The organism is Catonella sp., assembly GCF_052173895.1.
Taxonomy (GTDB): Bacteria; Bacillota; Clostridia; order Lachnospirales; family Lachnospiraceae; genus Catonella.
Map to the genome: position 1 here is coordinate 1 of NZ_JBQMXS010000012.1, position 16,546 is coordinate 16,546.

Sequence of the window (16,546 nt, forward strand, 5' to 3'; positions counted from 1 at the left end):
TGCCATTTGCAAGTGTATCGGAGACAGCAAGAGAAATAAGCATAACCTGTATGAGTCCGGGTAAATCCTTCAATATAGCAGGACTTCATACTGCGGCTGTTTCGGTGCCTAATGAAATACTTAGAAATAAGGTTAATAGAGGGCTTAATACCGATGAGGTGGCTGAGCCAAATGCTTTTGCAATAGAGGCAGCAGTGGCAGCTTATACAGGTGGTGCAGAGTGGCTTGATGCTCTTAATGGATATTTGGACGAAAGCAGAAAGATAGTTTTAGATTTTATTGCTGATGAAATTCCTGAAATCAAGATTATAGAAAAGGAAGCTACTTATTTATTTTGGATAGATGTGAGGGGGCTTAAAAATGCAGGTAAAGGTTTTGCCAAAGAGCTTAGACTGACTACAGGGCTTTATCTGATAGATGGCAAGGCCTACGGCAAGGTAGGAGAGGGCTTTGTAAGAATGAATATAGCTTGCACCAAAAAGAATTTGAAAGATGGCCTTGAAAGGCTTAAAACCGGAGTAAGGCTGTGGGAAGATAGTCATTAAGGAGAGTTTGCCTATATGAAATTTAACTTTCGATATAGGCAAATGATAGCTGATTATTATTAAAATAAGTTAGTATGAGGCATAGAAATAATATGAATGTGAGCCCTATAACTAAGAGTTTTGTTTAAAATTTGATTATATAGCAAAAGGATTTAATTTCTTATAAACACAACTCTTTTTATAGGGTTACCTTTTGCAGAAAATTTCTCCTCGTATTCAGTCATCACATTCCCTTCATTCCATTCGCTATTATGAAGGTCATAAGTTACTTCAGTGGCCTTAAAATTTGTAGCAACCACTTCTTCTAGTGAAAAATCAAAAAGAGAGGAATTATCAGTTTTAAATTGGATTTTACCTTCAGGTTTTAATAAAAGTTCGTATCTTGCAAAAAACTGTCTTGAAGTAAGTCTTCTCTTTGCGTGTCTGTCCTTTGGCCAAGGGTCAGAAAAGTTGAGATAGATACCATCTACTTCATTTTCATCAAAGACATTGTTGATATCTTCGGCATCCATACGGATGAATTTAAGATTTGGAAGTTCCAGTTCATTTTGTTTATCCAAAGCCCTTACAAGCACACTTGAGTATTTTTCAATCCCTATATAGTTTATTTCGGGATGAAGTCTTGCAAGAGTGGTGATGAACTGCCCCTTGCCCATACCGATTTCTATAAAAAGAGGTTGCCTTCCGGGGAAAAGCTCTTTGATTTTTCCTTTATGTTTTTCAGGCTCCTGTATTACAAAACTGCTTTCTGCTATATCTTCTCTGGAACCAGGTACATTTCTTAATCTCATATTAACCTCACTAAAGTTGATTTTGCTCTACTTAAGATTTTTACAACAAATATGAGCTAATGTCAAGGAGGACATTATATGTAAAATATGAAACAGTATTTACTATTTATTGTGAAATTAACTTTCAAAGCCTTGAAAAGCCTAGGTTTATGTGGTTAAATGTAAGAGGAATATTTGAATTTAACAGATTTTGGAGAGATTTATGGGAAGATTGTATGCAAAAAGTAAAATAACCTTGCTTTTGATAATTTCATTAGTAATTTCGATTTTTAATATAAATAAGACATTTGCAGTGAGTCAGGCACCTTGGCCAAAGTGTCCGTCAATAAAGGCAAAAAGTGCAGTAGTTATGGATATTACTACAGGTACAGTTCTTGTTTCTAAAAATGCAACAAAAAAATGGTATCCTGCAAGTACAACTAAGGTTATGACAGCTCTGCTTGCAATAGAGAAGGCTAAGTCGTTAGATGAAACGGTGGAGTTTACGAAAGAAGCCATCAATGCATCTGAACCAGGAAGTTCCAGTATAGGAATGACACCGGGTGAAAAACTGTCCTTAAGGGAGTGTCTTTATGGGCTTATGTTAGCCTCTGCAAATGAGGTGGCAAATGCAATTGCAATACATACGGCTGGAAGCATAGAAGACTTTGCAGATATGATGAATGAGAAGGCTAAAGAACTTGGCTGTGTTAATACGCATTTTAAAAATCCGAGTGGACTTTATGAAAAGGATCATTATACCTGTCCGGAAGATTTGGCAAAGATTGCAAGAGAAGCAATAAAAATGGATGATTTTAGGGAAATAGCCGGTACTAGGACTCATGTTATTCCGGAGACCAATTTAATGAAGGAAAAACGCCCTGTGTCTAATACAAACCAGTTGTTTAATCCGGTCAAGTTCCCTCAATATGGATATGAATATTGCTATGCAGGAAAGACAGGCTATACTAATGAGGCGAGGTTCAATTTGGTTTCATTTTCAAAAAAAGGGGCGATGGATGTAGTTTGCGTGATAATGAATGCTGAGAGCAAAGATGTGCAGTATACAAATACGAAGAAACTTGTAGACTATGCATTTAAGCGATTTAGAATGTTACAGACTGATAAGATTCCACTTAAGCTAAATGAGAGTGGGGGTAAGACATATACAAATATTATTGAAAATGATCCTTCGGCTGAGTTTACGGTATCGGGAGTTGCTGCTTTGGCTGTTCCTAAGAAATGTGATATTAATGGTGTTATAACTGAAATAAAGGAAAATGATCTTAAGGCAATTCAGGCCGGTAAGAATTATATAGGAAGTGTGGATTATAGATATGGTGGTGAATGTATAGGTAGTGCAGACATAGTTTACACCAGTACAAGAGCATATTCCTTTGAAAAAAATGAAGTGATTCCTAAAGTGGTACCCGAAGAAAGTAAAGAAAAGAAATTAAATTATTTCGCAGTCGGCATGATTGTGGTTTCTGTACTTATAATCCTTTGTTTAGTGTGGTATTTATTAGTATATAGACGTCCTTCTAACATAGCAAGGAGAAGGTATAGGCGTAAAAAAAGAAGAATTAATAGTAGAAACCGACTTAAATGGTAAGTCGGTTTCTACTATTATAATTTTTAAGCATAATCATCGCTTGCTCTTTTGATAATGATTTTTGTGTTGAAATTGCAAAGTAATGGTTTGCATCAGGATTCTTAATAAGACGCTTTCCTTTGATGTAGCCATGAGTTTTACATTCTCCTACAATATAATAGTTTTTTGAGTTAGATGTGTACCAAGGTACTATTTGACGAAGGTTTTTACCACAGATATGACAGCAGAAAGGCTCTTTTTCGGATGCTTTTTTTAGAGCATCTTTGGAGCGATATGCTCTTGTAATGCTGAGCCTGTGGTCAGGATAAGTTAGATTCACCTCTTGATTTTTGTTCAGAGGGAATTTATAAGTATCTACTGAAGGATATAGGCGAATGTCTATATTTTTTATATGCTGTAAGATTTTAGTAGTATATTCGGCATCAGAAATAGCACTGTGAAAGGCCTTATCTTTAGTTAAATCTAAATATTTAATTGCATTTTCAAGAGAAAAAACTGTTTCATCATAAGTTTCAGTAAAGATATTAAATAAATACTGAACATCATAATAGTATAATGGCCTTGAAAAGCCGTTATATATATGATAAAAAGCCATATTTCTTTGAAGTTCCAAAAGATCAAGAGAGCCCCAAGTGGCGAAAGAATAGTTACGATCACCTTTCCTGCACCATCTGAGAAATTCTTTGCAGGCAGTTACAAAATCAGTGCCTTGTGCCAGCTCTTTTTCTGTAAGAGATATTAGTTCTCTGGTATATTTAAATAATTCAGGATATACAACAGGCTTGATTACCTGATGAAAAAAATCAATGGTTTTAAAATTTTCGTCAAGTTTGACTGCCCCGATTTCAATAATTTCAAAAGGAAGAGGCCTCTCAGACTCTTCCTTTGAAGCATATCCCTGATTCCATTCAAGGTCAAAAACTATGTATTTCATGTTCTCTCCAAGTTATAGTTATGGTTACTGGCCGACAGAAGCGAACAGAGCAGCAATGTCTTCGGGACTCATTTTCTTGTTCGGATCATCAGCTGCCGGAGCAGGTTCAGGTGCCGGCTTTGAAAGAGCCTCAATGGCTGTTTTAGGAGCTGCTGGAGCAGGCTCCGAATCAAGTTCCAAATTGGCTGAGGCAAATAGAGCGGCGATATCATCAGGGCTCATTTTTTTGTTAGGATCATCTACAACAGGAGCAGGCTCAGGCTTAGCAGGTTCAGGTTCAGGCTCGGCAGATGCTGAGGCAAATAGAGCGGCGATATCATCAGGGCTCATTTTTTTGTTAGGGTCATCTTCAACAGGAGCAGGCTCAGGCTTAGCAGGTTCAGGTTCAGGCTCGGCAGATGCTGAGGTAAATAGAGCGGCGATATCATCAGGGCTCATTTTTTTGTTAGGGTCATCTGCAATAGGAGCAGGCTCAGGCTTAGTAGGTTCAGGTTCAGGTTCGGCATCTAAGGCTGAAAGGGTATCTACAAATTCAGGCATCTCTTCCGGTGTTGTTATATTATTATTGTTTTCATTTGTTATGGTTAAAGTATCTATATACTCTGGCATATCATCTTGAGTGTCAGTTTCAATAGTTGTCTCTTCACTTATATTTTCAGTTTCAGGTAAAAATTCCTCAGCTTGAGGTTCTACTATACTACTATCTTGAATAATAGGATTTTGTATGGTTGTTTCAGCTTTAGCAGGTGGTTCAACAAAGGCTGACTGCTGTCTGCTATTTGCAATTTGGCGTGCTATGTCGGTAATGGTCTGTAATTGTTCCTTAACGGCATCCATAGTGAGCTGGTTGCTTTTAAGTTCGAGTGCAAGAGCATCAAACTTGGTAAGAATCTGGCCAAGATCAGCAGGAGACATTGAATTGTCGGTGGATGCAGGATTGTTTGAAAAAACTTCAGTAATTTGTTTGGTATTCTCCATGTCATATTTTATAGAGGCTTTGATTGCTTTTACTATTTCACTTTGCAAAGAACTTAAATTTTCCATATTTTCTTCCGGCATTAGTATGCGTTCTTCCAAAAGATTTAAGATTCTTTTTTCGAGAACATAGGTAGCCTTAGCAAGTTTTGCGTTTTCTTCTTTTTCTGCAGACATAGGGTCAAAGGCAGTGGTTTCATTTGCACTGTCTCGTTCTTTTATAAAATTGTGGATAATAGTCTGAATTTCTGTTAATAAAAGGTAAGCAGAGCCAAGCAGAGTTATCCCAACGGCTAATGGAAAATAAAAAATATCTGAATATTTTAATATACAGAATAGTTCTAAAAAACTAAGTGCAGTAAATAATAGTGAAAATGGAATGATTTTATTTTTTTTCATTTCATGCATCTCCTGTAGGATTTTTCTTAATATTGTCTCCTATTATAAGGCAAAAAACAGGTTATAGCAAGGTTTTTTGATGAGAGTCTGTTTAACTATTGATATATAGGCTAAAAATGTGGTAAACTAAACGTATATGTTAATTGTGAAAGTGATGGGAAGAGTATGATAAAAGTTGATAGATCTTGTGTTTATAATCTTGAAAATGCAATACGTGGAGCAAGAAATCCTATGAACTCGTGGGATAGGATGGATAGCTATTATGATGAGAAAAATAATAGTTTTGTGTTGGGAGATAATGATTTAAGCCTTGCAAGAAGGCTTGCTAAGGCAGGGCCGGATCATCGAAAATTTATTAGGCAGATATTTATTTCGGTTGACATTACAGCACCACTTTATTGGTGGAAAGAATACGACACTTATAAAGTAGCTACTGTCGCCAATTCCACAAGTACCATGCATAAAATACATAGTAAAGCATTTGAAGAGGATGATTTTTCAACTGATCATATGACTGAGGAGACCAAGAAGAATTTTCTTAATTTTGTTGGTTACATGGAAGAAGTTAGAAAGAAGTTTGTAGAAACTAAGGATAGAACTTATTGGTATGATCTAATACAGATGTTACCGTCAAGTTATAATCAACTTAGAACTTGTACCTTAAATTATGAAACAGCATCTAATATTTATTATGCAAGAAAGGCTCATAAACTTGATGAGTGGCATACTTTTTGTGATTGGATTAAGACTCTTCCGTATGCAGAGGATTTAATAATCAACAGATAGTTTTGTGATAAATTTAATTATAAATTTAGGGGGCAATAATGAACAGTAATATTGAAAATATGTCAGTAAATGCAATAAGAGTGTTGGCGGCAGATGCAGTGCAGAAAGCAAACTCAGGACATCCCGGACTTCCTCTTGGAGCAGCAGCTATCGGATATGAGCTTTGGGCGAATCATATGAATCACAACCCTAAGAATCCTAACTGGGAAAATAGAGACAGATTTATTCTTTCGGGAGGGCATGGTTCAACGCTTTTGTATTCTCTTCTTCATTTTTTTGGATATGGATTAACTCTTGATGATATGAAGACCTTTCGCCAGTGGAATTCTAAAACACCCGGACATCCTGAGTACGGTGTTACAGCAGGTGTAGAGGCATCTACCGGACCTCTTGGAGCAGGCATGGCTATGGCAGTGGGAATGGCTATGGCAGAGGCTCATCTTGCCTCTAAGTTTAATAAAGAGGGATATAATGTAGTTGACCATTACACCTATGTACTTGGTGGAGATGGCTGCATGATGGAAGGTATTAATTATGAGGCATTTTCACTTGCAGGTACACTTAAATTAAATAAGCTGATTGTACTCTATGATTCAAATAAAATATCCATAGAAGGCGATACAGACATTGCTTTTACTGAGGATGTACCTGCTAGATTTAAGGCTATGGGATTTCAGATACTTGAAGTTAAGGACGGTAATGACACTGCTGAAATAGGTAAGGCTATAGAAGAGGCAAAGTCAAATAAAGAACAACCTTCCTTCATTAAAATAAATACTAAGATCGGTTTCGGTTCTCCAAAAGAAGGTTCGGCAGATTCGCATGGAGCACCACTTGGAGCTGAGAATATAGTAACTATGAAGAAAAACTTTAATTGGCCAAGCGAAGAACCTTTCTTCATACCTGAAGAGGTGTACTTACATTATAAGGAAAAGGCAGAAGGGCTTGCTAAGAAAGAAGAAGAGTGGAACAGACTTTTTGAGGAATACTGCGTAAAATTCCCTGAAATGAAGAACCTTTGGGGTGAATTTAAGGATGAGAGTATAGCATCTAGACTGATTGATGATGAAGATTTTTGGAGTTGTGATGATAAGGCGGATGCCACAAGAAATCTTTCGGGCAAGGTGTTAAACAAACTGGCATCAAAGATTCCTTCTATCTTTGGAGGTTCTGCGGATCTTGCACCATCCAATAAGAGTTATATAAATGGTGCCGGAGATTATTCTGCAGAAAATTATGCCGGAAGAAATGTGCATTTTGGTGTAAGAGAACTTGCGATGACAGCTATTGGGAACGGACTGGTACTTTCAGGGCTTAGGGCCTATGTATCTACCTTCTTTGTTTTTAGTGATTATGTTAAGCCTATGGCGAGATTATCTTCACTTATGGAGATACCTCTTACTTTTATACTTACACATGATTCAATAGGTGTTGGTGAAGACGGCCCTACACATGAGCCTATCGAACAGCTTGCAGAATTTAGAGCAATGCCTAATTTTAATGTATTCCGTCCTGCTGATGCATTTGAAACAATAGCAGCTTGGTACAGTGCAATAACTTCTAAAAAAACCCCTACTGCCCTTGTGCTTACAAGGCAGAATCTTCCTAGGCTTAAAGGCTCTTCCAAAGAGGCTCTTAAGGGAGGTTATATAGTAGCGGATTCTTCTAAAAATGTACCTGATGCAATTATTATGGCAAGCGGCTCAGAAGTAAGTCTTGCTATCGAGGCTAAGGAAGTTCTTGCAGGGGAGAACATTGATGTTAGAGTTGTGTCGATGCCTTGTATGGATATCTTTGAAAAACAGTCAGATGATTATAAAGAAAGTATTCTTCCAAAGACAGTTAGAGCAAGAGTTGCGGTAGAGGCTCTTTCTGAGTTCGGATGGGGCAAATATGTAGGAATTGACGGCAAGACAGTATGCCTTAACAGATTTGGTGCATCTGCACCTGCTGAGGTATTATTTAAAGAATTTGGTTTTACTGTGGATAATGTGGTTAAAGCTGTTAAAACTGTGATAAAGTAAGAAAAGGACAATTAGTTTATGGTAAGAGAATTAGTTAAGGATCAGTTTTTTTTAAGGCTTAAGTCAGAGCCTATGACAAAAGATGATATGGAAGTTGTTGAAGACCTTAAGGATACATTAAGAGCTTATGCGGACGAGTGTGTAGGAATGTCAGCCAACATGATAGGAGTAAACAAAGCTGTTATAGCAATTCAGCCTGAAAACAGCAATCAGATGACAGTAATGTTGAACCCTAAAATTATTAAAAAAAGTGGAGCTTACGAGACAGAAGAAGGCTGTATGTGTCTGGAAGGTGAAAGAAAGGCTATCAGACATAGAAATATAACTGTTGAATATTATGATGAGAATTTTAAGAAATTTGTCAAGTTATATAGTGGTTATATTGCAGAAATTATAGAGCATGAATGTGACCATCTTGAAGGAATAATAATCTGATATACAAGGAGGCCGGCATGGATGATATTTTAGAAGAAAACTATAGGGAAGAGCTTGAAAAGTTACTTCTAAATAAGGATTACAAGGCTCTCAGAAAAAAGATGGAGGACATGAATGTAGTAGATTTGGCCTTTGTCATGGACGAGATGGAGGATGAAGACTCCTTAAAGATGTTTAGAATTTTGCCTAAGGACATGGCAGCAGATGTATTTGCGAATCTGGAGCTAGATGATCAGCAGTATATCATATCGTCAATGTCGGATACAGAGGCCTCACATATAATTGAAAATTTGATGGCAGATGATGCTACGGACTTACTTGAGGAGATGCCGGCTAATGTGGTTAAGAAAATTCTTTCAAAAGCAAGTCCTGAAACAAGGGCAGATATAAATCATCTTCTGCGTTATCCTGAAGACAGTGCAGGAAGTATAATGACAGTCGAATTTGTAGACCTTAGGGAACAGATGACTGTTGAGGAGGCCATTGTTAGAATAAAGCGAAGAGGGCTTGACTCTGAGACCGTTAATATTTGTTATGTAGTTGATAATCAGCGTATTCTTAAAGGAACAGTGGCACTTAGATATCTTCTTATTAGAGAACCTGATGAGCTGATTGGTGATATTATGAATACAAAGGTAATCAGCATCAATACTCAGATGGATCAGGAAGAGGCGGCTCTTACAATTCAGAAATATGGTTTTACTGCGATGCCCGTTGTCGATAATGAAAACCGTATGGTTGGAATTATTACAGTAGATGACGTAGTGGATATTTTGCAGGAAGAGGCTACAGAAGATATTGAGAAGATGGCAGCTATGATTCCGTCCGATAAGCCTTATTTTAAGATGACTACTCTTGAGACTTATAAAAAGAGAATGCCATGGCTTTTACTTCTTATGATATCAGCTACATTTACGGGTGCAATCATAACAAGTTATGAAGAGGCGCTCGCATCTTATGTAATCCTTACGGCATATATTCCTATGTTGATGGATACAGGAGGAAATGCAGGCTCTCAGGCAAGTGTATCTGTAATTCGTGGACTTTCGATAGGGGAGATAGAGTTTAAGGAAATATTTAAGGTTATATGGAAGGAGATACGAGTTGCTGTTTTATGCGGAATAACATTGTCCGGAGCTAATTTTGTAAAACTTTTACTTGTAGACAGGTTAGCACTTCCTGTAGCCGTTGTAATTTGTTCTACACTTGTAGTAGTTGTAGTTTTTGCTAAATTTATTGGTTGTGTACTTCCTTTAGTAGCAGAAAGGATAGGTTTTGACCCTGCTGTTATGGCAAGTCCACTTATTACTACTATTGTAGATGCAGTATCTTTGACAGTATATTTTACTATAGCAGTTTCGGTACTTCATATTGTTGTATGATAAGAAAGAGAGGAAATATATGCGTAAGACGAAGATTATTTGTACTATTGGACCTGCTAGCGAGAGTGAAGAAATGATAAGAAAACTTTGTAAGGCCGGCATGAATGTTGCAAGGCTGAATTTCTCACATGGTACACATGAGGATCATAAGAATAGGGTCGAAACTATTAAGAAAGTGCGTAAAGAACTGGATCTTCCAATAGCAATAATGCTTGATACTAAGGGACCGGAATATAGGATTGGCGTATTTGAAAATCATAAGGTAGAACTTAAAGAAGGCGAGAAGTTCATATTTACAACAGAAGATATAATAGGAGATAGTACAAGAGTTTCTGTAAGCTATAAAGACCTTGCTAAAGAGCTGAATAAGGGAGATACTATTCTTGTAAATAATGGACTGATTGACCTTAAGGTGGTTAATACAACAGCTGATGAAATAGAGTGTGAAGTAGTAATAGGTGGAGAGCTTTCAGACAGGAAGAGCATGGCATTTCCGGGTAAGCACATACACCAAAAATATTTATCAGATAAAGACAAGGAAGATCTGCTTTTTGCAATAGAAAATGATATAGATTTTGTAGCCTGCTCTTTTGTATCTGTAAAGCAGGATCTTGCTGATGTGCATGAGTTCTTAGATGCAAATGGAGGCGGTGATATAAGTCTTATTGCAAAAATTGAGAATCAATCAGGCTATGATAATATAGAGGAAATAAGCGAACTTTGTAGCGGCATTATGGTTGCAAGGGGAGATATGGGAGTGGAGATACCATTTGAAAGGCTGCCAGCTATCCAGAAGGATCTTATTACCAAGTGCAGGATGCTTGGAAAGAGAGTTATTACTGCAACTGAGATGCTTGAGTCCATGATAAATAATCCTCGTCCTACCAGAGCTGAGGCCTCTGATGTTGCTAATGCAGTATATGATGGAACTTCTGCAATTATGCTTTCAGGAGAAACTGCAGCAGGACATTATCCTATTCAGGCAGTGGCGACAATGGCTAAGATTGCAGAAACAACAGAAGGTAATATAAATTATAAAAAAAGATTTTATACCAGTGATTTTTATATTAAAAATGAGCCGGATGCTATTTCCCATGCAACTTGTGGAATGGCAATAGATATCAATGCTAAGGCAATTGTGGCTTGTACAATATCAGGAATGACTGCTCGTCTTGTGTCTAGGTTTAGAGGTCCGGTTGATATTATAGGTCTTAGTACAGATGAGAAGACATGGCGTAAGCTTGCACTGTCTTGGGGAGTAATTCCTAAGATGTGTGAGAGATTTGAGTCAACAGATGTACTTTTTTATTCAGCTAAACAAGTTGCAAAAGATACGCTTAAGCTTAGTAAAGGTGACAAGTTGGTTATTACAGGCGGAATTGCAAATGGGGTTTCAGGAAGTACTAATTTGATTAAAGTGGAAACTTTGTAAAGTGCCTATGTAAATCTTAATTTTGGAGAAATTATATGGAACAGCTTGTTAGACTTATATCAAAGGTTTGTGTTATCTTAGTCCTGTTGCTTGTTTCGGTAGTTATTGAGGAGTATCTTAGTTTTAATAATAGATTTAAGAAATTATGTGACCTAAAGTCTAGAGAAGATTTTAGCAATAAGCTCAAAGAGAGAGATTTCTCTTCAAGTATACTGACTCAGGTAATGCAGGGAATATTATTTGCAATATTTATATATTTGGACAGTATCACAACAATGAGAAACGCTGCTGATGGTGGAATTATATACGATGCAAGAGAGGTTATACTTAACCTCTCTGTAATATATGGACCAATAGCTGCTACAATTACCACTTTAGTAGCAGCGGTGATAAGGACATTAAAATATACAGGTAACGCAGTTATTCCGGTTATAGGTATAATGGTAATGTATATTATTGAGATGTTCTTTTTATCTTATGCAAAAAATAAGGGTAGAGGTATAAGAACAAAGGATTTTGCGTTAATGTCATTTCTTACGGGAGTTATAAGTGATATAGGTATTTTTATGATGCCGGGGAATGCACTTAAACGCCCGTTAGTTCCCATTGTGGTATTGATGATTGTATATCCTGTTTTTTCGACAGCTGTCTATAAAATTATAGAGGCAATAAAAAATAGCAACAGGCTTATTTTTGAACTTTATAGATGTGATGATAAATTTAATAAGATGAACGAAGAATTGAGAACGAGGCTTGAGGAACTTAAAGAGAACGAGGTGCATTTTCGTACAATGTTCTACTACTCAAGTGAGGCTATTTTTCTTATAAAAGATAATAAGATAGCTAATGTCAATAAGGCAGGTATGGAGATGTTGGGCTATCGCAGGGAAGAAGAGCTGATAGGTACTAATTTTATCTCGTATGTAATGGAGTTAAAACCTTATGAGATTAAGAGGGAGATAGATATAGAAGAACTTTTTGATAGAGTAAAAAAAGGTGAAACTATTAAGGCAGAAATGCAAGTAATTACAAGAGATGCTGCTAATATATCTATAGAGGCCTTTATGATTTATATAAAAACTCCTAGCAATGAATATATCTATATGTCAGCAAGGGATATTAGTATAAGAAAACTGCGTGAAAAGGAAATCCTTTACAGATCAAGGTATGATGAGATAACAAATGTTGCTAATAGGGCTTATTTTAATGAAGTTATGGGGAAATTACTTTCTATTCCTGAGAGTTATCCGATATGCTATCTTATGGCAGATATAAATGGACTTAAGCTCACTAATGATGTATTTGGCCATGCTAAAGGAGATGAACTTATAATAAAGGTTTCTTCTGTTTTGACCAGTTGCTGCAGAAGTAATGATATGGTAGCAAGAATTGGTGGTGATGAGTTTGCAATTCTTTTTACAAATACTGATGCTAAAACAGCTACGGCTCTTATAGAAAGAATTAACAAAAAGCTGGATACTGAAAAATATGATGGAGTTAAACCATCTATAGCTATGGGATATGCTATAAAAGAGAGTATAGAGGATGAGACTGATTTCTGTGAAGTAATAAAAAAGGCAGATGACATGATGTATGCTAATAAATCTGCATCGAGGGAGAAAAATCGAAAAATTTTCCTTAAAAACATACTGGGTAAACTCTATGAAATCAGTCCCGAAGAGATTATAAAAGATAAGAAACTGAGGACTTTGGCAGATAGATTTAAACAGATTTGTGATGTAGATCCGATTACAGATAAACAGTTGAATAAATTAATTACATATGTAAATATTGGAAAACTTATAACACCTCGTTCTGAATGGAATATGAAGGGAGAAAACTTACATAATCTCAGGTTTTCAAGAAAACTTCTTGAAAATACTGCAGTTATCTTAAACATTATAAGCCGTTCAGAAAGAAATATAATTTCAACAGAAGATTTGTATTCAATAAATGAAAATTGGGATGGAAGTGGAGAAAAATATGGAACTGCAGGAGAGGAAGTTTCGCTTGCAATCAGAATATTTAAAATAATTTATGACATTTATTACTTAAAAACACATAAAGAAATTGTAGGGGCACTTACGGATGATGAGATAATTGAGCTTGTACGATCTGAGAGTGGAAAAAAATATGACCCTAAACTTTGTGTATGTAGATTGGAGGAGATTCTATAATGAAGATTAAAGGGGTATTGGCTGCCATTAAAAAGGGTGGGCTTATACCTTATTCAAAAAGCATTTATAGAAAAAAAAAGAAAGAGATAACTAAAAAACTACTTGAAAACTCTAAAATTTTGATGATAGATCTTAATAGAGAACCACAAGAAATAAATAAAAAGTTAAAAAAAGCTAAGACAGAGTTTATAGCATTTTATGATACGGATGCTGTATTTGAAGATGATTATTTTTTAAAACTAAGGGACAGGCTAAAGGAAAATTCGGAACTAGGTTATGCAACAGGAAGAATAATTGCAAAAAATGGAAAGCCACTTGCTCATTTAAAAAAAAATATGGGAGAGGCTTACCTGTATGATGTATCTGAAAATGTAGAAAGTGCTCCGCTCTTAATAGGGGCACTTTGTCGTACATATATAATTAAAAACAATAATCTATGTTTAGATGAAAATCTAAGTTATTGTAAGGCTGAACTTTTTGCAACTAAGTATCTGGAGAAGTCTCCGAAGGGGATTGTTGTAAATAATATAAGCTATAATACAGGTAGAGGACTTGATGAAAGCTCGCCTAAAACGGAGCAGAGTCATAAGAAGGAATGGTATTTTGCAACTACGAGAGGGTATCTTGAAAGCCTTATTAAGAATGGTAAACTGTCAAAAATAGCACAGTTTGGTTTTTTATATCTTAGTTGTACAAGATTTTTATCTAATAAAAATGAAAATGTAAAGCTTGTCTTTGAAAGTGATGAAGAAAGAGAAGAATATCTTTCTGAAGTTGGAAAAGGAATGAGCTTAGTAAGTGATGAAATTCTCTTTATGCGTTCTAATGCATTTAAATTAGATAGAAATTTGAGAAGATATTTTGCAATATTAAGAAATCAGGATAAAGAGCTCGAACTTGAGTATAAAAGGCTTAAAACCAAGGGTTTAATAAGATTGAAAAATTCAAAATTTGGTATAGTGAATGAGATAAACGGTTTACATCCTCTTATTAATACTCTGGAATGTAGAAAAGAACAGGGTAAATTCGGATTGTTTATAAAGTTTAGTCTTCCGGATTATTTGCCTTGGAAAGAGTGTAAATTTAGATTTGTAAATACTTATAATGGAGAATTTTTAGAATATGAGGTAAAGAAAACTACAGAACTTGCGGCTATAACCACTTTTTTTGATAAAGAAATATTTAGGCGAGATGCTTATGAATGTTTTGTACCATTAAGTGATGTAGAAACGCAGAAAATTTCTCTGCATCTTTCAATTTTTGGGGATGAGTATTCGCTTAAACTTTTCTTTGAGGATAACTGGCAGAGTAAATTAGAGAATAGAAACGAAATTAAATACTGGTATTTCGATGGGCATATTGCAAGGCTTAATGGAAATGCCATCCTTGTAACAAAGGCAGATGAAGAGGCAAGGGGTAAGGCAGAGGATGCTTATGTTAAGTATATAGAGGATAAATTTAATAAAGCTGATGCAGACTCAAAAGAAAAAGAAGAACTTGCTCTTGTTCTTAAGTGGCGAAAAGCATATAGAAAAGCCTTACCTGAGATGAAAAACAGGCATATTTGGGTATATTATGACAAAAGCTATAAGGCTGGAGATAATGGAGAATATGCTATAAGGTATGCTGCTACTCAGGATGATGGAATTGAAAAGGTATATTACATCGAAAAAAATACTAAAGATGGAGAACGTCTTATAAGAGAAGGCTATAAAGTGGTAGAGCCCGGAAGTGATGAAGGAGCTTTTTATGCCTTGTTTGCAGAAGTAATATTTATGACGCATATACCACCATTTTTAAAACTTGGATTTAAAAAAGATAAATTAGTATATTTTAGGGACTTATTAAATCCTAAGGTAATAAGAATGTATCATGGCTATCCTATAACAAGAAGTTCTTCTTATGCGCAGATGGGAAGTAATGCTGCAGCAGTTGTGGTTGCGTCTAATTACGAGCGAGAGCTTTATACTAATGAGGATAATTGCTTTAAGGAGGAGCAGATTATACCTTCAGGCAATCCAAGATATGATGACCTAATAGATGATAGCAGAAATCAGATATTGATTGCTCCTACATGGAGACCGGCTCTGGTTGGAAAAACTGCTCCAAATGGAAAAACTGAATACAATCCTAAATTTAAGGAAAGTAGTTTTTATTTGCTTTACAATAAGGTTCTTACAGATGAAAAGCTTTTGAATACAGCAAGAAGAAAGGGTTATAAGATAAAACTCTTCTTCCATCCTAAATTTGAGGCTCAAACGATAGATTTTGAGACTACAGATGTAGTAGAGGCACTTAGTCCTACAGAGGGTATGGACTATGTAACCATAATGAGGCAGAGTAATCTTATGGTAACTGATTTTAGCAGTGTGCAGTATGACTTTGCCTATATGAGAAAGCCGGTAGTATACTATCAGGATACAGCACTTCCTTATTGGCGTGTGACCAATTTTGACTATGAAAATATAGGATTTGGAGAGATATGCAAGTCAGCAGATGAGCTTATAAATGTACTTTGTAATTACATAGAAAATGACTGCAAGATTAAAGAGGAATATAAAGACAGATATGAAAGTTTCTTTATACAAAGTGACTATAATTCCGGTAAAAGACTTTATGAGGAAGTAAGAAAGCTTATGGAAATGGAAGGAGAAGGAAAATGAAACGAGTAATTACTTATGGAACTTTTGACCTACTCCACTATGGTCATGTAAATATTTTGAGAAGGGCTAAGGAGTATGGAGATTATCTGATAGTTGCGATTTCTACAGATGAATTTAATTGGAATGAAAAAGGTAAGAAATGTTATTTTTCATACGAACAGCGTAAACAGCTGGTTGAGTCCATTCGCTATGTGGATCTTGTAATCCCTGAAGAGAGGTGGGATCAAAAAATTGAAGATGTTAAGCTGTATAAGGCAGATACCTTTGTTATGGGAGATGACTGGAGGGGAAAATTTGATTTTCTAAAGGAATACTGTAATGTTGTATACCTTCCAAGAACCCCTGAAATATCTACAACTCAGATAAAGAATGATTTGCAAAAATAAATATATATGGGTATAAGGTAATATGA

The 16,546-nt window shown here is 35.8% G+C and carries 13 protein-coding genes; 10 read left to right on the forward strand and 3 right to left on the reverse strand.

The genetic code is table 11. The annotated features are described in order from the left end of the window. A partial coding sequence (locus ACTTG8_RS04265) for an aminotransferase class I/II-fold pyridoxal phosphate-dependent enzyme (RefSeq protein WP_442560886.1) occupies window positions 1-545 on the forward strand: 545 nt, incomplete at its 5' end. 152 nt (window positions 546-697) lie between these two features. On the opposite strand, the gene trmB is transcribed toward ACTTG8_RS04265, so the two are convergent. Next, window positions 698-1,336 carry a tRNA (guanosine(46)-N7)-methyltransferase TrmB gene (trmB, locus tag ACTTG8_RS04270; protein WP_442560887.1) on the reverse strand — a complete coding sequence of 213 codons (639 nt, stop codon included), beginning with the start codon at window positions 1,334-1,336 and terminating at the stop codon, window positions 698-700. Between the two features lie 202 nt (window positions 1,337-1,538). Here trmB and ACTTG8_RS04275 point away from each other — a divergent pair, with 202 nt between their 5' ends. Beyond that, entirely contained in the window at window positions 1,539-2,927 is a 1,389-nt protein-coding gene (locus ACTTG8_RS04275; protein ID WP_442560888.1) for a D-alanyl-D-alanine carboxypeptidase family protein, read from the forward strand. On the opposite strand, the gene ACTTG8_RS04280 is transcribed toward ACTTG8_RS04275, so the two are convergent. Then, window positions 2,917-3,861: an exonuclease domain-containing protein gene (locus tag ACTTG8_RS04280; RefSeq protein ID WP_442560889.1), complete on the reverse strand. Its 945-nt coding sequence runs from the start codon at window positions 3,859-3,861 to the stop codon at window positions 2,917-2,919. The two genes, ACTTG8_RS04275 and ACTTG8_RS04280, sit on opposite strands and share 11 nt — an antisense overlap. A gap of 24 nt (window positions 3,862-3,885) precedes the next feature. Next, window positions 3,886-5,235 carry a hypothetical protein gene (locus ACTTG8_RS04285; protein WP_442560890.1) on the reverse strand — a complete coding sequence of 450 codons (1,350 nt, stop codon included), beginning with the start codon at window positions 5,233-5,235 and terminating at the stop codon, window positions 3,886-3,888. A 165-nt stretch (window positions 5,236-5,400) separates the two neighbouring features. Between ACTTG8_RS04285 and ACTTG8_RS04290 the strand changes: the two genes are divergently transcribed. The 8 genes from ACTTG8_RS04290 to tagD are packed head-to-tail and all read left to right on the forward strand — an operon-like array spanning window position 5,401 to window position 16,520. After that, the gene (locus ACTTG8_RS04290; protein ID WP_442560891.1) at window positions 5,401-6,021 is read left to right on the forward strand and encodes a hypothetical protein; all 621 of its coding nucleotides are present in this window, start codon (window positions 5,401-5,403) and stop codon (window positions 6,019-6,021) included. A 38-nt stretch (window positions 6,022-6,059) separates the two neighbouring features. Continuing rightward, window positions 6,060-8,045, forward strand: coding sequence for a transketolase (gene tkt / locus ACTTG8_RS04295; RefSeq protein WP_442560892.1), 1,986 nt, complete (start codon window positions 6,060-6,062; stop codon window positions 8,043-8,045). Window positions 8,046-8,063: 18 nt separating this feature from the next. Then, on the forward strand, window positions 8,064-8,480 hold the full coding sequence (locus tag ACTTG8_RS04300) for a peptide deformylase (protein ID WP_442560893.1): 417 nt from the start codon (window positions 8,064-8,066) through the stop codon (window positions 8,478-8,480). Between the two features lie 17 nt (window positions 8,481-8,497). Continuing rightward, window positions 8,498-9,862, forward strand: a complete 1,365-nt coding sequence (mgtE, locus tag ACTTG8_RS04305) for a magnesium transporter (protein ID WP_442560894.1) — start codon at window positions 8,498-8,500, stop codon at window positions 9,860-9,862. Between the two features lie 19 nt (window positions 9,863-9,881). Continuing rightward, entirely contained in the window at window positions 9,882-11,294 is a 1,413-nt protein-coding gene (pyk, locus tag ACTTG8_RS04310; RefSeq protein WP_442560895.1) for a pyruvate kinase, read from the forward strand. Between the two features lie 35 nt (window positions 11,295-11,329). Further along, window positions 11,330-13,471: a diguanylate cyclase domain-containing protein gene (locus ACTTG8_RS04315; RefSeq protein WP_442560896.1), complete on the forward strand. Its 2,142-nt coding sequence runs from the start codon at window positions 11,330-11,332 to the stop codon at window positions 13,469-13,471. Further along, window positions 13,471-16,134 (forward strand): CDP-glycerol:glycerophosphate glycerophosphotransferase, encoded by a 2,664-nt coding sequence (locus ACTTG8_RS04320; RefSeq protein WP_442560897.1) that lies wholly within the window; start codon window positions 13,471-13,473, stop codon window positions 16,132-16,134. Before ACTTG8_RS04315 ends, ACTTG8_RS04320 begins: the two co-directional genes overlap by 1 nt. Then, entirely contained in the window at window positions 16,131-16,520 is a 390-nt protein-coding gene (gene tagD / locus ACTTG8_RS04325; protein ID WP_442560898.1) for a glycerol-3-phosphate cytidylyltransferase, read from the forward strand. Before ACTTG8_RS04320 ends, tagD begins: the two co-directional genes overlap by 4 nt. Window positions 16,521-16,546 lie beyond the last annotated feature (26 nt).